This is a genomic window from Paenimyroides tangerinum (assembly GCF_003865405.1).
GTDB lineage: Bacteria > Bacteroidota > Bacteroidia > Flavobacteriales > Flavobacteriaceae > Flavobacterium > Flavobacterium tangerinum.
This window is the reverse complement of record NZ_RQVQ01000050.1, coordinates 1-17,004: the sequence shown is the minus strand read 5'-3', so window position 1 is coordinate 17,004 and position 17,004 is coordinate 1. Positions and strand designations below refer to the sequence as shown.

Here is a 17,004-nt window from a genome sequence, read left to right as displayed (position 1 = left end):
TATACTTTATTACCTCTTTAATATCGTATAATTATTAAATGTGTTTTTTTTTAAGCTGGATTCGACATCGGATTCAGCTTTTTTGGTTTTGTATAAAAAATTAACAACATCTACTTTATAAAAAAATATTATGCGCGCATAATAATAATAAAAATTTTTACTACCTTTATATTTATTAAAAATAAGACATAAAAAACACACACTTTTAAAATGGGAAGTAAATTTATCAGCGTAGGTAGTTACATCCCTACTCAAACTATTACCAATCTTTATTTTAAAGATTATCAATTTTTAAATGAAGAAGGTGTTGCTTTAAAACAAAAAAGTGAATTTATTGCCAACAAACTTCAGGACATTACAGGAATTGAAGAACGAAAATATGTTGAGACAAATTTAGTTACTTCAGACATAGGCTTAATAGCTGCACAAAGAGCAATCAAGGAATCAAAAATAGATCCAGAGACTTTAGACTATATTATATTTGCACACAATTTTGGAGATGTTAAATTCGGTACTATTCAATCCGATTCAGTTCCATCATTAGCAGCTCGTGTTAAACACAATCTTCAAATTAAAAATCCTAAATGCGTAGCGTACGATTTACTTTTTGGATGCCCTGGATGGGTTGAAGGTGTGATTCAAGCTAATGCATTTATCAAAGCAGGAATTGCAAAAAGATGCTTGGTAATTGGCGCAGAAACTCTTTCTAGAGTTGTTGATTTACATGATCGCGACAGTATGATTTATGCTGATGGCGCAGGTGCTGTTATAATTGAAAATTCTGATGATGATTGCGGTATTATTTCTCACGCATCTGAATCTCATACTTTAAATGAATCTGATTTTATACATTTTGGAAAATCATATAATACAGATCACGATCCAAATATTCGATACATTAAAATGTTTGGAAAGAAAATATATGAATTCGCTCTTACTCATGTTCCATTAGCAATGAAAGAATGTTTGGACAAAAGTGGGGAATCAATCCAAGACGTTAAAAAAATATTAATCCATCAGGCAAACGAAAAAATGGATGAAGCGATTGTTTATCGTTTTTATAAGCTGTTTGACATGGAAGTTCCTGAACACGTAATGCCAATGACTATCGGAAAATTAGGAAACAGTAGTGTAGCTACTATTCCAACATTGATTGATATTTTAAGAAATAATGAAATTGAAAATCACAGAATTCATAAAGGAGACCTGGCAATCATTTGCTCAGTTGGAGCCGGAATGAATATCAATGCAATTGTATATAAATATTAAAAAAAGGATCGGCCCAAAGCCGATCTTTTTTTAAGGTAATTCAGAATATGGATAATCTGATATAATTTTGAAAATTCCTAACTCATACATTTTATCGATTTCTTCTTTATTATTAGTATTACCACCAATTAAAGGAATTTCGAATTCTTTTGACTCCTCAATTAGTTCAGGCGTAATTTGCTTGAAATTAGGTGAAAAATAATCGGGTTTAAAATCTAACTCTTTTAAATAAACACTCAATAATTGTTTTTTCTTATCAAGTAAACATGTTTTAAACTCGGGATAATTTTTTGAAATATACGAAAGTGTTCTTGGATCAAAAGACTGAATAATTACTTGCGTAGGTTTAATATTTTCTTTTAAAACTTTGATTAACAACTCTACCACTACTTTTGGATCTGGATGATTAATACCATCTGTACGATCTGTAATTTTAGTTTCAATAAAATAATTAGGCACTTTTAACTTATTTACTTTTGCATACATTTGAGTTTGTTGCAACACTTCTTCAAGTAAAGGTATAGTGGAAATGATATTTTGTTGCTTATCAAAACCTTTACTTTTTTTATAACCTAATTTATAATTTGTGATTTCATTATAATCCAAATCATAAACACGTCGCTTATAATCTGTTGAATCTTTTACTTTTTTATTTACATATAATTTTTCATGAAGTACAGGATCATGAGTAACAACAACTCTCATGTCTTTAGTTACCATAACATCCATCTCTAAAAAATGGCTATGATGAAGTGTTTTTTTAAATGCTTCTAAAGTATTTTCGGTATGTAATCCACGAAAACCACGATGCGCCAAAATTTCTAAAGATTGCGCTTGTAAATCAATACTGATAAATAAAAGTAGTACTAAAAATTGTTTCATTTTTAATTGCAAACATCAGAATTCATTATTAATTCATAATAAAAACTATATTAAGAAATCAGAAACAAAAAAAGGATTAGCAACCGCCAACCCTTCTATAATTAATTATTTGTAACTATCTTTTAAAAAACGTTTCATGATTGCCCATTGTTTTAAGGTATCTCTTGCTTCTAAAGCTGGATATCCAAGCATCGTAACTCCTGCAGCAACATCTCCTGTAACTCCTGAACCAGCACCAATTACTGCACCATTTCCAATTACTGAATGATCCTTAATAGAAGCACTTCCTCCGATTATAACACCATCACCAAGAGTTACAGAACCAGCTAAACCACTGTTTCCTGCCATAATACAAAACTTTCCTAAAATACTATTGTGTCCAATTTGAACCAAATTATCAATTTTACAACCTGTTCCAATAACAGTTGAACTAAATTTCCCACGATCTACACATGAATTTGCTCCAATCTCGACCCAATCTCCTATAACAACGTTACCTATATGCGGAATCTTAACTAATCCAAATTCAGGAGATGGTCTGTAACCAAAACCATCTGCTCCGATCGAAACATTTGGATGAAAAATACAATTAGACCCGATTACTGTACGTTCACGAACTACAACTCCTGACCAAAAAACATTATTATTACCAATCTCACAATCATCCAAAATAGTTACATTCGGATAAATAACACAATAATCACCAATAATTACACGTGGTCCAATATAACTACCTGCACCAATTTTCACACCTTTTCCTATAATTGCAGTAGAGTCAACTACAGCAGTTGCGTGTTGTTCATTTTTAACTTCAGCTAAAGGTAGAGCGAAAATACTCAAAATTTGAGACATTGCTAAATCTGCATTATCTACTTTAATAAATGCACGTTTTTCGCCTGGCTCAATTGAAACATCTCTATTTACAACAGCCACAGAAGCTTTTGAATTTATCCATTTTTTTTCAAATTTTTTATTACCAATAAAAGTGATTTGAGAAGCCTTAGCAGATTCAATATTTTCTGGCCCAATAATTTGACCTGAATAATGTCCTACAATATCTCCTTTTAAAATAGAGTTGATTTCGTTAATAGAAAAAGATTTAGTTATCATAAATTATTTTTTTGAGATATTTTTAAAAGTTACCGCCAAAAATAATCAAAAATATATAATTATAAAGGAATCCATTCAAAAAAAACAACATTTACAAATATTAACAAACAAAAAGAAAAACTCAAACATGATTTTTGTCATCTATTCTTAGAATCAAAAACAAGAAATTAGCGCCTTTAGAAAACACAAATATAATGAGTAACTACAAAACACATACTTTTCACATACCTGTAATGGGATTAGCTTACACGATTGATTCTCCAATTCGAGTGGCTCATCAAGGAATTTCGTCAGTGATTTCGGTTATGGATGATGAACTTATTGAACGAATGAATAATTTTTATTGTCAGGAGTTTAAATTACCTTATAAAGAAATCACTAATAAAATTGAAGACTTTAGAGCAAAAAGAATCACAGCTTACTTGAACACTGTTGATACGATTGTAACTAAAAAATGTTCAGAAATAAAGAAAGGATTACTTGAAAATAAAAAATCTGTAGAAGATTTTATTGATTCATTACCCAATTTCTCTGAATTAAAAAGTGAATTAAATACTTACTTAGAAAAAAATCACTCGGTTAATTATCTAAAAAATGTATTAGACGATTTTTTTCAACCAGGAAGCATTGATGTCAATATTATGACAAAGGTTGACAGAGAACATTACAAAGGTAAAGAAGCTCTACCAAGCATTCATAACGATGCGCATGCAGCATTACGAGGATTTGCCAACAGCAACGTAAAAGGTTCTGTTGTTTTATCTGCTGGAATGAATCCTAGATTATATTCTTATTTTGAAGAATTTGAAAGCTTTTATCCGACCGAAGAAAATTATTTAGAAAAGAAAATCATTCTAAAAGTAAGTGATTATCGTTCGGCTTTTATTCAAGGTCAACAATTAGCTAAAAAGGGTTTATGGGTTTCTGAATATAGAATCGAATCTGGTTTGAATTGTGGCGGACATGCATTTGCAACCGATGGTCAATTAATGGGTACGATTTTAAAATCTTTTCAGGAAAAAAGAAATGAATTAATTGAAACGACTCATAATTTATTATGTAAAGCTTTATCTGAAAAAGGTAAATATGTTCCTGAAAAACCATTAAACTTATTAATAACAGCTCAAGGCGGAGTTGGAACAGCTGAAGAACACGATTTTCTTTTAAAACATTACGACATTGATTCTGTAGGTTGGGGTTCGCCTTTTTTATTAGTTCCTGAAGCAACTTCAACAGACATTAATACAAGAAACTTACTTGCTCAAGCAGATGAATCTGATTTGTATTTAAGTAATATTTCGCCTTTAGGAGTTCCTTTCAACACCGTTAGAGGTACATCAAATGAATATATCAAACAGAAACGCATTCAGAAAAACAATCCAGGAAGTGCTTGTCCAAGAAAATATTTGGCATTAGATAAATCATTCTCCCAAGAAGGAACGTGTACATCTTCAAGAAAACATCAAAAACTAGCTTTAGTAGAACTTGAAAAGCAGAAAAACCAATTAACAGAAGAAGCTTATCAGAAAGAATTTGAAAAAATTGTTGATAAATCTTGTTTATGTATTGGATTAGCTAATGCTTCATATTTAGACTTAGGCATTGAAATTAAAGGTGAAGAACAAGGTGTTGTAATTTGTCCTGGACCAAATATTGCTTATTTTACAAAAGAAGCTTCCTTAAAAGATATGACCAAACATATTTATGGAAAAGTCAATTTGATTGAAACAAAAGAGCGCCCGCATTTCTTTATTAAAGAATTGGGAATGTACATTGAGCATTTCAAAAAAGAACAACAAGATTACGAATCTGAACCAACTTCAATTAAATTGAAAAAGCTAAATAAATTAAAAGATAATTTATTAGAAGGAATTGAATATTATAAAAATTTATTTAATCCAGAATTGTGGTATTTCACAAAAGAAAAAGAAAAAATTCAAAACAAATTATCCGAATTTAAACAACAATTAAACTAACAAAAAAGCAGCTTTCAAATCAAAATGAAAGCTGCTTTTTTTAAACAACAAATAAATATTAATTTCAAAAAAAGTAAGACTAAACCTTTACTTTCTTAGACTTTACAAAGGTATTTTAAATTCGAGAGAAAACAAATTATTTTAAATCATTCTAAATAATTTTAACTTTTCAATTTATTTAAAATCTTAAAAACATTAGTATTTAATTCTGGAACCCAACCAAATAGGAAAACAATTCCACTAAAAGAAATTGAAAATAACGCACAACGAATAACAAAACTAAAATCACCTAAAAATTGAATCGGTAAAATCCAACATAAAAAAAGTAAAACCAATGAAAGAAGAATTGTTTTTAGATACGAAATATTAATTGGAAGTATTTGAAACTTTTTATAGATGAAGATTAATTTCATTAAATTAAAAACGAACATCGAAATTAAAGATGCGTAAGCAACACCAATTATTCCAAAATCAGTTTGTGTAAGAATCAAATAATTCAGTCCGATATTCAAAACAGCCAATGATAAAATAGCAATTAAATTGAATTTATAAAATTTTGAGTAAGCAATAATTTCTGTACTGAAACCGGTTGACATATTCAAAATAACATTTACACCAAGAATATATAAAATCGGAATTGTCGGTGCTAATTTCTGTGCTGTTGGAAGAAGTGAAAACAAATCAGAAATTCCTAAAAGCAAACATCCAAACATTAAAATTCCGATGAAATAAAGGTTTTTAGCAACTTCCGTATATTTATTTTTTAGCAATTTAAAATCATTGTTTTTCAAAGCTTCGGAAATTATCGGGCTGTAAAGTGCAAAAACTCCAATTGCTGGAATCATCAATGCATTTGCTAAATTCACACCGATATTAAAATCTCCATTTGCTTCATTCGAAATGAATTCAGGAATCATAATCGAATCAATTCGAAAAGCAAAAAAAGAACCTAAGCTCGCACAAAACGCATACAAACTATATTTATAATAATCTTTCTTAGAAATTTCCTGAAACAAATCTTGATAATTGAAACTGTAAACAGGCTTAAAAATCCGCAACAAATACCAACCAATAGCAATAAAAATTAGTAAAAACGAAAACGTATAAATACTTAAAGCTTGGTGATAAGAAACCGAAAAATATAAAACCAAAATAAAAGCTAAAGGCAAAGTGATTTTTGGAACAATCTTTTCAAAAAAAGTAGGAACCGCAATTTTTTGTAGGTTGTAAGCTTGGCGTTTCATCAAATCGATAAAAGCCAAAAAAACGGCAATTATAAATCCGTAAATGTAATATTCGGTATTTTTTGTAACTTCTAAAAAGTAAAAAATAGAAACAAAAAAAGCACAAAATCCAATCATAAAAATAATGGAAACTGCACTATAAGAGAATAACTTACGTTGTAAAAAAGCATTCAATTGGGGTTGAAAATTCAATAAAGCTGTTGAAGCTCCAAGCACCATAATCGGATATAAAATTTGAGCAAATCCGTCAATGAATCTAACAATTCCAAGAAATTCTTTATCGTTCGGATAAATAAACAAAGTCGAAATCATTCCAATAGCAACACCGATGTAGTTGATTATTGAGAATAATAAGGCTTGTTTACTCGAAAATTTAGAATCCATTTGTGCTAATTTTTACAAATATAATCGTAATATTGATATTCTTTTTCAAAAGTCGAAAGATAATAGTTAGAATAAAATGTACGAAAAAACATATCCGAAAGAAAGATTCGAAAAAACATTAAATTTCCTGAACAAACATCTTAATAAATCTGAAAATATTTTGGATTTAGGTGTTGAAAATCCGCTTTCAAAATTAATGAAACAGGAAGGTTTCAACGTTCAAAACACCAAAGGAGAAGATATTGATGTGAATTTTGAATCGCTTGACAACAACAATTACGAAATTTTAACTGCTTTTGAAATTTTCGAACATTTATTAAATCCGTTTACCGTTTTACAGCATTGCAAAGCCGATAAAGTTTTTATTTCGGTTCCGTTGCGTTTGTGGTTTTCGCCGGCTTACAGAAGTAAAACCGATATGTGGGACAGACATTATCACGAATTTGAAGATTGGCAATTGGATTGGTTGTTGGAAAAAGCTGGCTTTAAAATTGTTGATTCGATCAAATGGGCACATCCGGTTAAGAAATTTGGAATCAGACCTATTTTAAGAAAATTCACACCGCGCTATTATTTAGTTTACGCTGAACGTATTTAAGATGAATTACTATATTGTTATTCCAGCTTACAACGAAGAAGCTTTTATTGAAGTTACTTTGCAATCTATTTTAAATCAAACTTTACTTCCCAAAAAAGTAGTTGTAGTAAACGATAATTCAACAGATAAGACTGGTGAAATTATTTCTGAATTTGAAAATAAATCTCCACTTTTTAAGCAAGTTTTAAAAGTATCAGAAAACATTCATTTACCTGGAAGTAAAGTAATTCAAGCTTTTCAAAAAGGCTTAGAAGTTTTAGATAACGATTATGATTTTATTGTAAAGTTAGATGCCGATTTAATTTTACCTGATAATTATTTTGAAGAAGTAGCTAAAACTTTTCAATCTGATGAAAAAATCGGAATGGTTGGTGGATTCGCTTACATCGAAAAAAACAACGAATGGATTTTAGAAAATCTTACAGATAAAGACCATATTCGTGGTGCCTTTAAAGCTTATAGAAAAGAATGTTTTGAACAAATTGGAGGTTTAAAACCAGCAATGGGTTGGGACACAGTTGATGAACTTTTATGTCGATTTTATGATTGGAAAATTATTACACTTCCCGAACTTAAAGTAAAACATTTAAAACCAACCGGAGCAAATTACAACAAGACGGCTCGATACAAACAAGGTGAAGCTTTTTATACGCTAGGTTATGGTTTTACAATTACAGCAATTGCAGGTTTAAAATTGTCTTTACGTAAAAAAAAACCTTTGTTGTTTATAGATTACATCAATGGCTTTTTGAAGGCAAAAAAAGAAAACAAACCACTTTTAGTAACTGATGTACAAGCAAAATTCATCCGAAATTACCGTTGGCAAAAAATCAGAGAAAAACTCTTTGGTTAGATTTTAGATTTAATCAATCAGAAACTCAATTGAAAATGGTAAATTAGCGAAATATTTTATACAGTATGATAAATATGTTAAAAACTATTGGTAAGTACTTCATAATGTTGGTTGATATGTTCAAAAGCCCAACAAAATGGAGAATTATGAAAAATTTAATTTTTAAAGAAATTGATGAATTAATCATTGGCTCTTTAGGAATCGTTTGTTTTTTATCTTTCTTTATTGGTGCAGTAGTTACCATCCAAACAGCATTAAATTTAAATAATCCGATTATTCCAAAATACTTAATTGGGTTCACAGCAAGACAATCTATTATTTTAGAGTTCTCCCCTACTTTTATTTCGATTATTATGGCCGGAAGAATGGGTTCATATATTACATCAAGTATTGGAACGATGCGTGTTACCGAACAAATTGACGCCTTAGAAGTTATGGGTATCAATTCATTAAACTATTTAGTTTTCCCAAAATTAATTGCAGCAATCACCTATCCATTTTTAATTACAATAAGTATGTTTATTGGAATTTTTGGAGGTTATATTGCAGGTGTTTATAGCGGTTATCTTTCTAGTGAGGAATTTATTTTTGGTTTACAAGATTCATTTATTCCGTATCACATAACTTACGCATTCATAAAAACTGCAGTATTTGGATTCTTATTAGCAACCATTCCTTCATTCTATGGATATTATATGCAAGGAGGAGCACTTGAAGTAGGAAAAGCAAGTACGCAATCCTTTGTTTGGACGAGTGTTGCAATCATTTTAGTGAATTATATATTAACTCAAATTTTATTAAGCTAATGATTGAGGTAAGAGATATTAGAAAGTCTTTCGACGGAAAAGAAGTTTTAAAAGGAATTTCAACAAAGTACGAGAAAGGAAAAACCAACTTAATTATTGGTCAATCGGGTTCTGGAAAAACGGTAATGTTAAAAACACTTTTGGGAGTTCATACACCAGATAGCGGACAAATACTTTTTGACGGACAAGATTATGCATTGCTTAATGTTGAAGAAAAGCGTGAAATCAGAACAGAAATCGGAATGGTTTTTCAAGGTTCAGCATTATTTGATTCAATGAATGTTGAAGAAAATATCGCATTTCCTTTGAAAATGTTTACTCAAAAATCTGATCAAGATATTAAAATTCGTGTTCAAGAAGTTATTGAACGTGTAAATTTAAATGGAGCAAATTTAAAAATGCCTTCTGAAATTTCTGGAGGAATGCAAAAACGTGTTGCTATTGCACGTGCTATTGTAAACAATCCAAAATATCTGTTTTGTGATGAACCAAACTCAGGTCTTGACCCAAAAACAGCAATTGTAATTGACGAATTAATTCAAGAAATCACACACGAATATCAGATGACAACAGTCATTAACACACACGATATGAATTCGGTTTTACAAATTGGAGAACATATTGTTTTCTTGAAAAATGGAAAATTGGTTTGGACTGGAAATAGTCAAGAAATTATGCATACAGAAAACGAAGATATTATCGACTTCGTTTATTCATCTGATTTATTAAAAGAGATTCGAAATTTCCATAATACTAAGAAAATATAAAACATAAAAAAACGCTTCATTTTAAAATTTGAAGCGTTTTTTATTTGTTATTATTTTGCGTTAATTTTCGCAACAATCTGTTTGATATCTTGTTCTTTCTTTTTAGGATAAATCAGTAAAACATCATCTTCATCTACAATAATATAATCGTTTAATCCATCGATAACCACTTTTTTCCCTGCGTTTGTTCTAACAATATTATTCGAAGCGTTTTCAATTACAATTGTAGCATTAACTACAGCATTCTCGTTTGCATCTTTTGGCAATTTATCGTAAAGTGAACCCCAAGTTCCTAAATCATTCCAATCAAAAGTTGCAGGTAAAACAAATACATTTTTAGCATTTTCCATTACTGCATAATCAATAGAAATATTTTCAGATTTACCATAATTCTCAGCAACAAAATCCGCTTCTGCTTCTGTGTTCAACTTATCGAAACCCTCATTAAATAAGTTGAACATCACTGGCTGAAATTTTTCAAAAGCATCTAAAATCGAAGAAACACTCCAAATAAAAATACCTGAATTCCATAAGAAATTTCTACTTTGAATAAATTTCTTTGCTGTAGCATAGTCTGGTTTTTCACGGAATTGAACCACTTTTTTCACCTGACGTGAATCTAATTTATCAAATTCAATATAACCGTAACCTGTATTTGCAAAAGTTGGTAAAATACCTAAAGTCATCAACACATTGTCGTGATCACAAATATCAAACGAACGTTGTAAATTTGCTACAAATTGAACCTCATCTTCAATCCAATGGTCAGACGGCGCAACAATCATTAATGCATTTGGATTTCTCTTCTTAATCTTCATTGAAGCATACAAAATACAAGGCGCTGTATTTCGCATTTCTGGTTCTAAAACAATTTGCTCGTTATTAATCATCGGCAATTGCTCTTGAACAATATCAGCATATTTATCGTTCGTTAAAATCAGAATATTTTCTTTTGGAATCAACTGACTTAAACGAGAAAATGTTTTCTGAATCAACGTTTCACCTGTTCCCAACATATCGTGAAATTGTTTCGGAAACTCTGGTGTACTCACTGGCCAAAAACGTGAACCAACGCCACCAGCCATTATAATTGCATAATAATTTTCGTTCATTATGTTAACTAATTTTCAGAAGTTCAACTTCTGCATTGGGTTTAAATAAATAAGTTCTTCCTGTTTTTACCTCTTCACACTCAAAAAGCTTTACTCGTAAATTACCTTTTTTAAAAATCCTTCCATTGGGAATTCTAAAAAAACATCCCAAAGGTAAATCATTTATAAAATAATTTTCGTTAGGAGAATCATAACGTTTCAATGCCATTGAAAGCATTGCATCGGTATCACTGCTCGCTGTAGGATTTCTGAAATGTCGAGCAATCAAAGGTAATACCTCGTTAGGAAAAATATTCGGATTAATATACGGCAACATCAACAACTGAAACGAATGCTTCCATTCTATTCCGTGTGGTTTGATGTTTCTTCCATATTTTTTGAAAGCAACTAAATGTGCAATTTCGTGTATTAATGTTATCAAAAAACGGTATTTGTTCAAATTTGAATTTACGGTAATAGCATGCGAACCGTCCGGATTTTTTCGATAATCTCCATGACGAGTTCTGCGTTCATTGACAATTTTCAAATGGACAAAATTAGTTTTTATCAATTCGATAACTGGTTCAACTGCGTGTTCAGGTAAATATTTTTGTAAAACCGTTTTCAATTTTTATGGTGTTGATGAAGAAACTTGCAATACTTTTCCATTGAAATATTTATTTCCATTCAATGCAAAATCAGCAATATAAGTTGCCATTCCTTCCGGATTAATTGGTGCTTGATAACCAGGAAAAGCTTCTTGTAACATTTCTGTCTGAACCGCACCTAAAGCTAAAACATTAAAGGCAATACCTTGTTCTTTATATTCTTCGGCTAACAATTCAGACAACGTAATTACCGCACCTTTACTTGAACTATAAGCTGCTAAACCAGGAAACTTCAAACTTCCTTGAATTCCGCCCATACTACTAATCGTAACTACATGGCTTCCCTTTTGCATAAATGGCAAAACTGTACGATTCAAAGCTGCGACTCCAAATACATTAACTTTATAAACGTATTCAAATTCTTCTGCAGTAATGTCTTTAAATGGTTTGTTTACAATTGCTCCAGCGTTATGTATAACCACATCTAAACTGATGAAATTATTTTTAATTTCTTCAGCAATTTTTTCTAAATCACTAGAAACAGACAAATCCGCAGAAATGCAAGTTACATTTGGTAGAGAAGCTAATTCATCAGCAATTTGACGAGAAACAGCCAAAATACGATTTCCTTGATTAGCTAATTTCTTAACCAATTCTAAACCTATTCCACGGCTCGTTCCTGTTATAAGTATATTTTTCATTATTCGTTTAATTTAATCTCTTGTGTTGGAGCATTCACCATTTTGGTAACAATTGGCAATAATTTATTAGAAAGCTCTGTCATATGCTTAGTATCCATTAATTCGAACTCATCTTTTACGTGATGATAATATTTAAAATTATCAAAATCAAAAGTACAAATGGTTTGTGATGGAACATTGAATTTCTCGTAAATTGGATAATTATCCGAAGCATTAAACAAACGATATTGGAACTCTTGAGGTAAATATCCTACGAAATTACTTCCTGCATATTCGTTCATTTTTATAGCCATATTAGATTTTTTAAAACCAGTAATAAAGACTTCGTAATCTTTATCCATCGGAACGCCTAACATTTCAAAATTCAACATCAAATACAAATTGAAGTTCTCTTTTTTTAATTTTTCAGCTAATGAATAAGCACCTAACAAACCTTTCTCTTCAGCAGAAAAATAAACCACTAAAATACTACGTTTATTAGATTTTGTTTTAGCAAAGTATTTAGCTACTTCAGAAACCATTGTTGTTCCAGAAGCATTATCATTTGCTCCATTTGCAATATCATCTCCATCAACTGCAGCTATTCTACCAATATGATCATAATGCGCACCAATGATAACAAATTCATTTTTTAATTTAGGATCATTTCCTTCAATCAAGCCAAGCACATTGTAAGCAGCAGGTTCAAAATTAGATAGCGTATCTTTATAGGTTTTAAAATACGTTTTAATTCCAGATTCAATAAATTGATTCTCTAAATAATTAGCTGCTAATTCAATTCCTTTTGAACCAGAATCGCGCCCTTCTAATTCATCTGAAGTTAAATATTTTAAGGTTTCGATGATATTTTCTTCTTTAATTTGATACGATTGATTTGTTTGTGCAAACGAATAGAATCCTGCTAAAGCAACTAAAATTAATAAAGATATCTTTTTCATAATTGAATGTTTTAAAAACAAAAATACAAAAAAAAGCCCGTCTTGAAGTATCAAAACGGGCTTTTGAGATTTATTCAAAAATATTGATTATGCCAGCATTGTAACTGGATTTTCAATAAAATGTTTCAATGTTTGTAAGAATTCTGCACCTGTAGCACCATCAACCGTTCTGTGGTCGCAAGCTAAAGTTACTTTCATTGTGTTACCAACAACAATTTGTCCGTTTTTAACCACTGGTTTTTCAATAATAGCTCCAACAGATAAAATAGCAGAATTTGGTTGGTTGATGATTGAAGTAAATTCTTCAATTCCGAACATTCCTAAGTTAGAAACTGTAAATGTAGAACCTTCCATTTCTTTAGGTTGTAATTTTTTATTACGCGCTTTTCCTGCTAAATCTTTAATTGACGCTCCGATTTGAGATAAGCTCAATAAATCTGTATGATTAACTACAGGAACAACTAAGCCGTCTTCAACAGCTACAGCAACACCAACATTTACATGATGATTGATAATTGTAGCCTCATCTGTCCAAGAAGAATTTACTTGTGGATGTTTTTTCAACGCCATTGCACAAGCTTTCACTACCATATCATTGAAAGAAACTTTAGTTTCTGGTAACGAATTAATTAACTTACGAGATTCCATAGCGTTATCCATGTTAATTTCGATAGTTAAATAATAATGTGGTGCTGTGAATTTAGATTCAGCTAAACGACGTGCGATAGTTTTACGCATTTGTGAGTTTTTCACAGATTCCGCATTCATTTCACCAGCAGGTACAAAAGTTTGTACGGTAGCTTTTGGTGTAGAAACTACTGGAGCAGTCGCAGCTTGAGGTGTAAAGTTTTCTACATCACTTTTTACGATACGTCCGTTTTCACCAGAACCTTTTACTTGAGATAAATTAACACCTTTATCTTGAGCAATTTTCTTAGCTAAAGGTGAAGCTAAAATTCTTCCGTTAGTTGAAGTAGATTCAACAACAGCTTCAACTTTTACTTCAGTTTTTGACTCTTGTTTTGGAGCTTCAACAGCTTTAGCAACCTCTGAAACTTTTCCTCCGTTTGCAACAATAGCAGAAACATCAGTTCCTTCTGGACCTAAGATTGCTAAAACGCTATCAACTGGAGCAGTTTGACCTTCTTGAATCCCAACATACAATAAAGTTCCTTCGTTAAACGATTCGAACTCCATAGTCGCTTTATCGGTTTCAATTTCTGCAAGAATATCTCCTTCAGAAATTTTATCTCCAACTTTTTTCAACCAAGTAGCAACAGTACCTTCAGTCATTGTATCACTTAAACGAGGCATTGTAACTACGACAACTCCTGCAGGAATCTCAGCAGTTTTCACTTCCGCTTTTATTTCTTGAGTTGGTGCATCAACTACTTTTTCGACAGCTGGTGCAGAAGCCGCATTTAATAAAGCTGAAACATCTTCACCTTCATTACCAATAATAGCTAAAACACTATCAACTGGAGCAGTTTCACCTTCGTTAATTCCAATATATAATAAAACACCATTATGGAAAGATTCAAATTCCATAGTAGCTTTATCTGTTTCAATTTCTGCTAAAATATCACCTTCAGAAATTTTATCTCCAACTTTTTTTAACCACGATGCAACGGTACCTTCAGTCATGGTATCGCTTAAACGAGGCATTGTAATAATTTCTGCCATTTTTTATAATTTATGAGGAATAAATGGATAGTTTTCTTGATCGTAAACTACATCGTACATAACATTTAATTCTGGATACGGAGAATCTTCTGCAAAACGCTCACATTCCGAAACTAAATCTTTAACACGTTGATCGATTACTTCAATTTCTTCTGGTGTTGCCCAATTGTTTTCTTTAATTACGTCTAAAACTTGGGTAATCGGGTCGATTTTTTTGTATTCTTCAACCTCTTCTTTTGTACGATAATGTTGTGCATCAGACATTGAATGTCCGCGGTAACGGTACGTTTTCATTTCTAAGAAAGTAGGTCCTTCTCCACGACGTGCTCTTTCCATTGCATCGAACATTGCTTCAGCAACTTTTACTGGATTCATTGCGTCAACAGCAAATGAAGGCATTTCATATCCTAAACCTAATTTCCAAACATCTGAATGGTTTGCAGTTCTTTCTACAGAAGTTCCCATTGCATATCCGTTATTTTCACAGATAAACACTACAGGTAATTTCCATAACATCGCCATATTGAAAGCTTCATGTAAAGAACCTTGACGAGCTGCTCCATCACCAAAATAAGTTAATGAAACCCCGCCTGTGCCTTTATATTGCTCTGCAAACGCCATTCCAGCACCTACAGGAATTTGAGCACCAACAATTCCGTGACCACCGTAAAAACCGTGTTCTTTAGAAAAAATGTGCATTGAACCACCTAACCCTTGTGAAGTCCCGGTTGCTTTACCTAAAAGTTCAGCCATTACACGTCTTGGGTCAACACCCATTCCGATTGGTTGCACGTGGTTACGATAAGCTGTAATCATTTTGTCTTTAGACAAGTCCATAGCATGTAAAGCACCTGCTAAGATTGCTTCTTGTCCGTTATATAAATGTAAAAATCCTCTTACTTTTTGTTGAATATATAAAGCAGCAAGTTTGTCTTCAAACCTTCTCCAAAACTGCATGTCTTCATACCATTTTAGATATACTTCTTTTGTAATTTCTTTCATAAAATATGCTTTATAGATTAGCTGTTGCTAAATATATTATTTAATAGTGGAAGGGCAAAAATAAGACTTAGAATGTAGATTTTAAAATTATTTGACCAATTTTTATCAGATAAACAATTTATTAACTTGAGAATATGAATTATTTTACAATTTCAAATCAATCTAGTCTTCTTAGTATATAATTACGCTTATTTCCATTCATAAATATTTAAAATGGAACCTATCAAAATTACGGAATTAATGTTAGAAGCTAATCACTTTAACAAAATAATTATTGCTAGATTTTGAAACTTACACAAATAAAAAAGCCAGAATTCTCATTCTGGCTTTTCTCATTCAATTAATTTATTACTTTTTAATTACTTTAATAAATTGTGTTTTGGAATCTGTTTTCAACTGAATCATATAAGTTCCAGAAGCTAAGTCAGATAAATCGATTTGAACATTCTCATTATTCGTATTTAAAGTTTTCACTCGTTTACCTAATAAATCAAAAACTTCAACAAATTTAATCGATTCAACATAATCGATATTCAATATATCATTTACCGGATTCGGATAATATTTTAATCCTTCTTTATCAAATTCATCATTTGACAAGAAAATATCGACAGTTACAGCAAATGGTAAACTTGGACAACCATTAGTTCCAATTATCACGGCATAATAAGTAACACCATTTTCCAATAATGTAATAGCTGCCAATGGATTTATACCATTCTGAGAATCGTTAAAAGTTGCATACCATACCACATTTGCTTGGTTTAATATTAAATTAGCAATAGATGAACCTTCAATAAATGTTTGAATAGCAGCACCAGTTGGAGCAGTAGGAATTGTACCAATAGTAACTTGAACCGGGGTTCTTGTCGATACACAACCTAATTGTATTCTTTCTACGAAATAAGTTCCATTCACTAATGCAGTATTTTGAGCTAACTCATCCGTACTTGAAGGAGAATTATACCATTTAAATGCAACACCAGCCTCTCCAGAAACGTATAAATCTGACACCATTCCTCCTCCACATATTGTAATAACCTGAGTTCGATTAATAAATCAAGAAAAATAGTTGGTAAAAAAAAGAAATAG

At 31.1% G+C, this 17,004-nt stretch carries 16 protein-coding genes; 6 read left to right on the top strand and 10 right to left on the bottom strand.

Annotated elements, in window-relative coordinates; genetic code table 11:
- The first annotated feature begins 210 nt into the window (after window positions 1-210).
- Window positions 211-1,269, top strand: coding sequence for a 3-oxoacyl-ACP synthase III family protein (locus EG240_RS14815; protein WP_125020135.1), 1,059 nt, complete (start codon window positions 211-213; stop codon window positions 1,267-1,269).
- A 30-nt stretch (window positions 1,270-1,299) separates the two neighbouring features.
- On the opposite strand, the gene EG240_RS14810 is transcribed toward EG240_RS14815, so the two are convergent.
- Together EG240_RS14810 and lpxD are read right to left on the bottom strand one after the other, a co-directional pair.
- Window positions 1,300-2,151 carry a glycerophosphodiester phosphodiesterase family protein gene (locus EG240_RS14810; protein ID WP_125020134.1) on the bottom strand — a complete coding sequence of 284 codons (852 nt, stop codon included), beginning with the start codon at window positions 2,149-2,151 and terminating at the stop codon, window positions 1,300-1,302.
- 105 nt (window positions 2,152-2,256) lie between these two features.
- Complete coding sequence (lpxD, locus tag EG240_RS14805) at window positions 2,257-3,261, bottom strand: UDP-3-O-(3-hydroxymyristoyl)glucosamine N-acyltransferase (protein WP_125020133.1); 1,005 nt, start codon at window positions 3,259-3,261, stop codon at window positions 2,257-2,259.
- 194 nt (window positions 3,262-3,455) lie between these two features.
- Here lpxD and EG240_RS14800 point away from each other — a divergent pair, with 194 nt between their 5' ends.
- The gene (locus EG240_RS14800; RefSeq protein WP_125020132.1) at window positions 3,456-5,237 is read left to right on the top strand and encodes a hypothetical protein; all 1,782 of its coding nucleotides are present in this window, start codon (window positions 3,456-3,458) and stop codon (window positions 5,235-5,237) included.
- Window positions 5,238-5,398: 161 nt separating this feature from the next.
- On the opposite strand, the gene EG240_RS14795 is transcribed toward EG240_RS14800, so the two are convergent.
- On the bottom strand, window positions 5,399-6,865 hold the full coding sequence (locus EG240_RS14795; RefSeq protein WP_125020131.1) for an MATE family efflux transporter: 1,467 nt from the start codon (window positions 6,863-6,865) through the stop codon (window positions 5,399-5,401).
- 76 nt (window positions 6,866-6,941) lie between these two features.
- On the opposite strand from EG240_RS14795, the gene EG240_RS14790 reads away from it, so the two are divergent.
- From EG240_RS14790 to EG240_RS14775, 4 genes are all read left to right on the top strand, one after another.
- Entirely contained in the window at window positions 6,942-7,463 is a 522-nt protein-coding gene (locus tag EG240_RS14790) for a methyltransferase domain-containing protein (RefSeq protein ID WP_125020130.1), read from the top strand.
- A gap of 1 nt (window position 7,464) precedes the next feature.
- On the top strand, window positions 7,465-8,316 hold the full coding sequence (locus tag EG240_RS14785) for a glycosyltransferase family 2 protein (RefSeq protein WP_125020129.1): 852 nt from the start codon (window positions 7,465-7,467) through the stop codon (window positions 8,314-8,316).
- A 65-nt stretch (window positions 8,317-8,381) separates the two neighbouring features.
- Window positions 8,382-9,122 (top strand): MlaE family ABC transporter permease, encoded by a 741-nt coding sequence (locus tag EG240_RS14780; RefSeq protein ID WP_397338029.1) that lies wholly within the window; start codon window positions 8,382-8,384, stop codon window positions 9,120-9,122.
- Window positions 9,122-9,889: an ABC transporter ATP-binding protein gene (locus tag EG240_RS14775; RefSeq protein ID WP_125020127.1), complete on the top strand. Its 768-nt coding sequence runs from the start codon at window positions 9,122-9,124 to the stop codon at window positions 9,887-9,889. The genes EG240_RS14780 and EG240_RS14775 overlap by 1 nt, the downstream gene beginning before the upstream one ends.
- Window positions 9,890-9,939: 50 nt before the next feature.
- On the opposite strand, the gene EG240_RS14770 is transcribed toward EG240_RS14775, so the two are convergent.
- The 7 genes from EG240_RS14770 to EG240_RS14740 form a co-directional block, all read right to left on the bottom strand.
- Window positions 9,940-11,001, bottom strand: coding sequence for a mannose-1-phosphate guanylyltransferase (locus tag EG240_RS14770; protein WP_125020126.1), 1,062 nt, complete (start codon window positions 10,999-11,001; stop codon window positions 9,940-9,942).
- Window positions 11,002-11,005: 4 nt separating this feature from the next.
- On the bottom strand, window positions 11,006-11,608 hold the full coding sequence (locus EG240_RS14765) for a SprT-like domain-containing protein (protein ID WP_125020125.1): 603 nt from the start codon (window positions 11,606-11,608) through the stop codon (window positions 11,006-11,008).
- 3 nt (window positions 11,609-11,611) lie between these two features.
- Window positions 11,612-12,289, bottom strand: coding sequence for an SDR family NAD(P)-dependent oxidoreductase (locus EG240_RS14760; RefSeq protein WP_125020124.1), 678 nt, complete (start codon window positions 12,287-12,289; stop codon window positions 11,612-11,614).
- Entirely contained in the window at window positions 12,289-13,227 is a 939-nt protein-coding gene (locus EG240_RS14755) for a M28 family peptidase (RefSeq protein WP_125020123.1), read from the bottom strand. Before EG240_RS14755 ends, EG240_RS14760 begins: the two co-directional genes overlap by 1 nt.
- A gap of 87 nt (window positions 13,228-13,314) precedes the next feature.
- Window positions 13,315-14,910 carry a pyruvate dehydrogenase complex dihydrolipoamide acetyltransferase gene (locus EG240_RS14750; protein WP_125020122.1) on the bottom strand — a complete coding sequence of 532 codons (1,596 nt, stop codon included), beginning with the start codon at window positions 14,908-14,910 and terminating at the stop codon, window positions 13,315-13,317.
- Between the two features lie 3 nt (window positions 14,911-14,913).
- A complete protein-coding gene (gene pdhA, locus EG240_RS14745) occupies window positions 14,914-15,912 on the bottom strand; it encodes a pyruvate dehydrogenase (acetyl-transferring) E1 component subunit alpha (RefSeq protein WP_125020121.1) in 999 nt (332 codons plus the stop codon).
- Window positions 15,913-16,260: 348 nt separating this feature from the next.
- Complete coding sequence (locus EG240_RS14740; RefSeq protein ID WP_262675394.1) at window positions 16,261-16,944, bottom strand: T9SS type A sorting domain-containing protein; 684 nt, start codon at window positions 16,942-16,944, stop codon at window positions 16,261-16,263.
- Window positions 16,945-17,004: the final 60 nt, after the last annotated feature.

Coding starts and splice junctions, on each gene's coding strand:
- EG240_RS14815 (WP_125020135.1), top strand. CDS start 211: ATGGGAAGTAAATTTATCAGCGTAGGTAGTTACATCCCTACTCAAACT.
- EG240_RS14755 (WP_125020123.1), bottom strand. CDS start 13,227: ATGAAAAAGATATCTTTATTAATTTTAGTTGCTTTAGCAGGATTCTAT.
- EG240_RS14770 (WP_125020126.1), bottom strand. CDS start 11,001: ATGAACGAAAATTATTATGCAATTATAATGGCTGGTGGCGTTGGTTCA.
- EG240_RS14790 (WP_125020130.1), top strand. CDS start 6,942: ATGTACGAAAAAACATATCCGAAAGAAAGATTCGAAAAAACATTAAAT.
- EG240_RS14775 (WP_125020127.1), top strand. CDS start 9,122: ATGATTGAGGTAAGAGATATTAGAAAGTCTTTCGACGGAAAAGAAGTT.
- EG240_RS14795 (WP_125020131.1), bottom strand. CDS start 6,865: ATGGATTCTAAATTTTCGAGTAAACAAGCCTTATTATTCTCAATAATC.
- EG240_RS14800 (WP_125020132.1), top strand. CDS start 3,456: ATGAGTAACTACAAAACACATACTTTTCACATACCTGTAATGGGATTA.
- EG240_RS14780 (WP_397338029.1), top strand. CDS start 8,382: ATGATAAATATGTTAAAAACTATTGGTAAGTACTTCATAATGTTGGTT.
- EG240_RS14810 (WP_125020134.1), bottom strand. CDS start 2,151: ATGAAACAATTTTTAGTACTACTTTTATTTATCAGTATTGATTTACAA.
- EG240_RS14785 (WP_125020129.1), top strand. CDS start 7,465: ATGAATTACTATATTGTTATTCCAGCTTACAACGAAGAAGCTTTTATT.
- lpxD (WP_125020133.1), bottom strand. CDS start 3,261: ATGATAACTAAATCTTTTTCTATTAACGAAATCAACTCTATTTTAAAA.
- EG240_RS14750 (WP_125020122.1), bottom strand. CDS start 14,910: ATGGCAGAAATTATTACAATGCCTCGTTTAAGCGATACCATGACTGAA.
- EG240_RS14760 (WP_125020124.1), bottom strand. CDS start 12,289: ATGAAAAATATACTTATAACAGGAACGAGCCGTGGAATAGGTTTAGAA.
- pdhA (WP_125020121.1), bottom strand. CDS start 15,912: ATGAAAGAAATTACAAAAGAAGTATATCTAAAATGGTATGAAGACATG.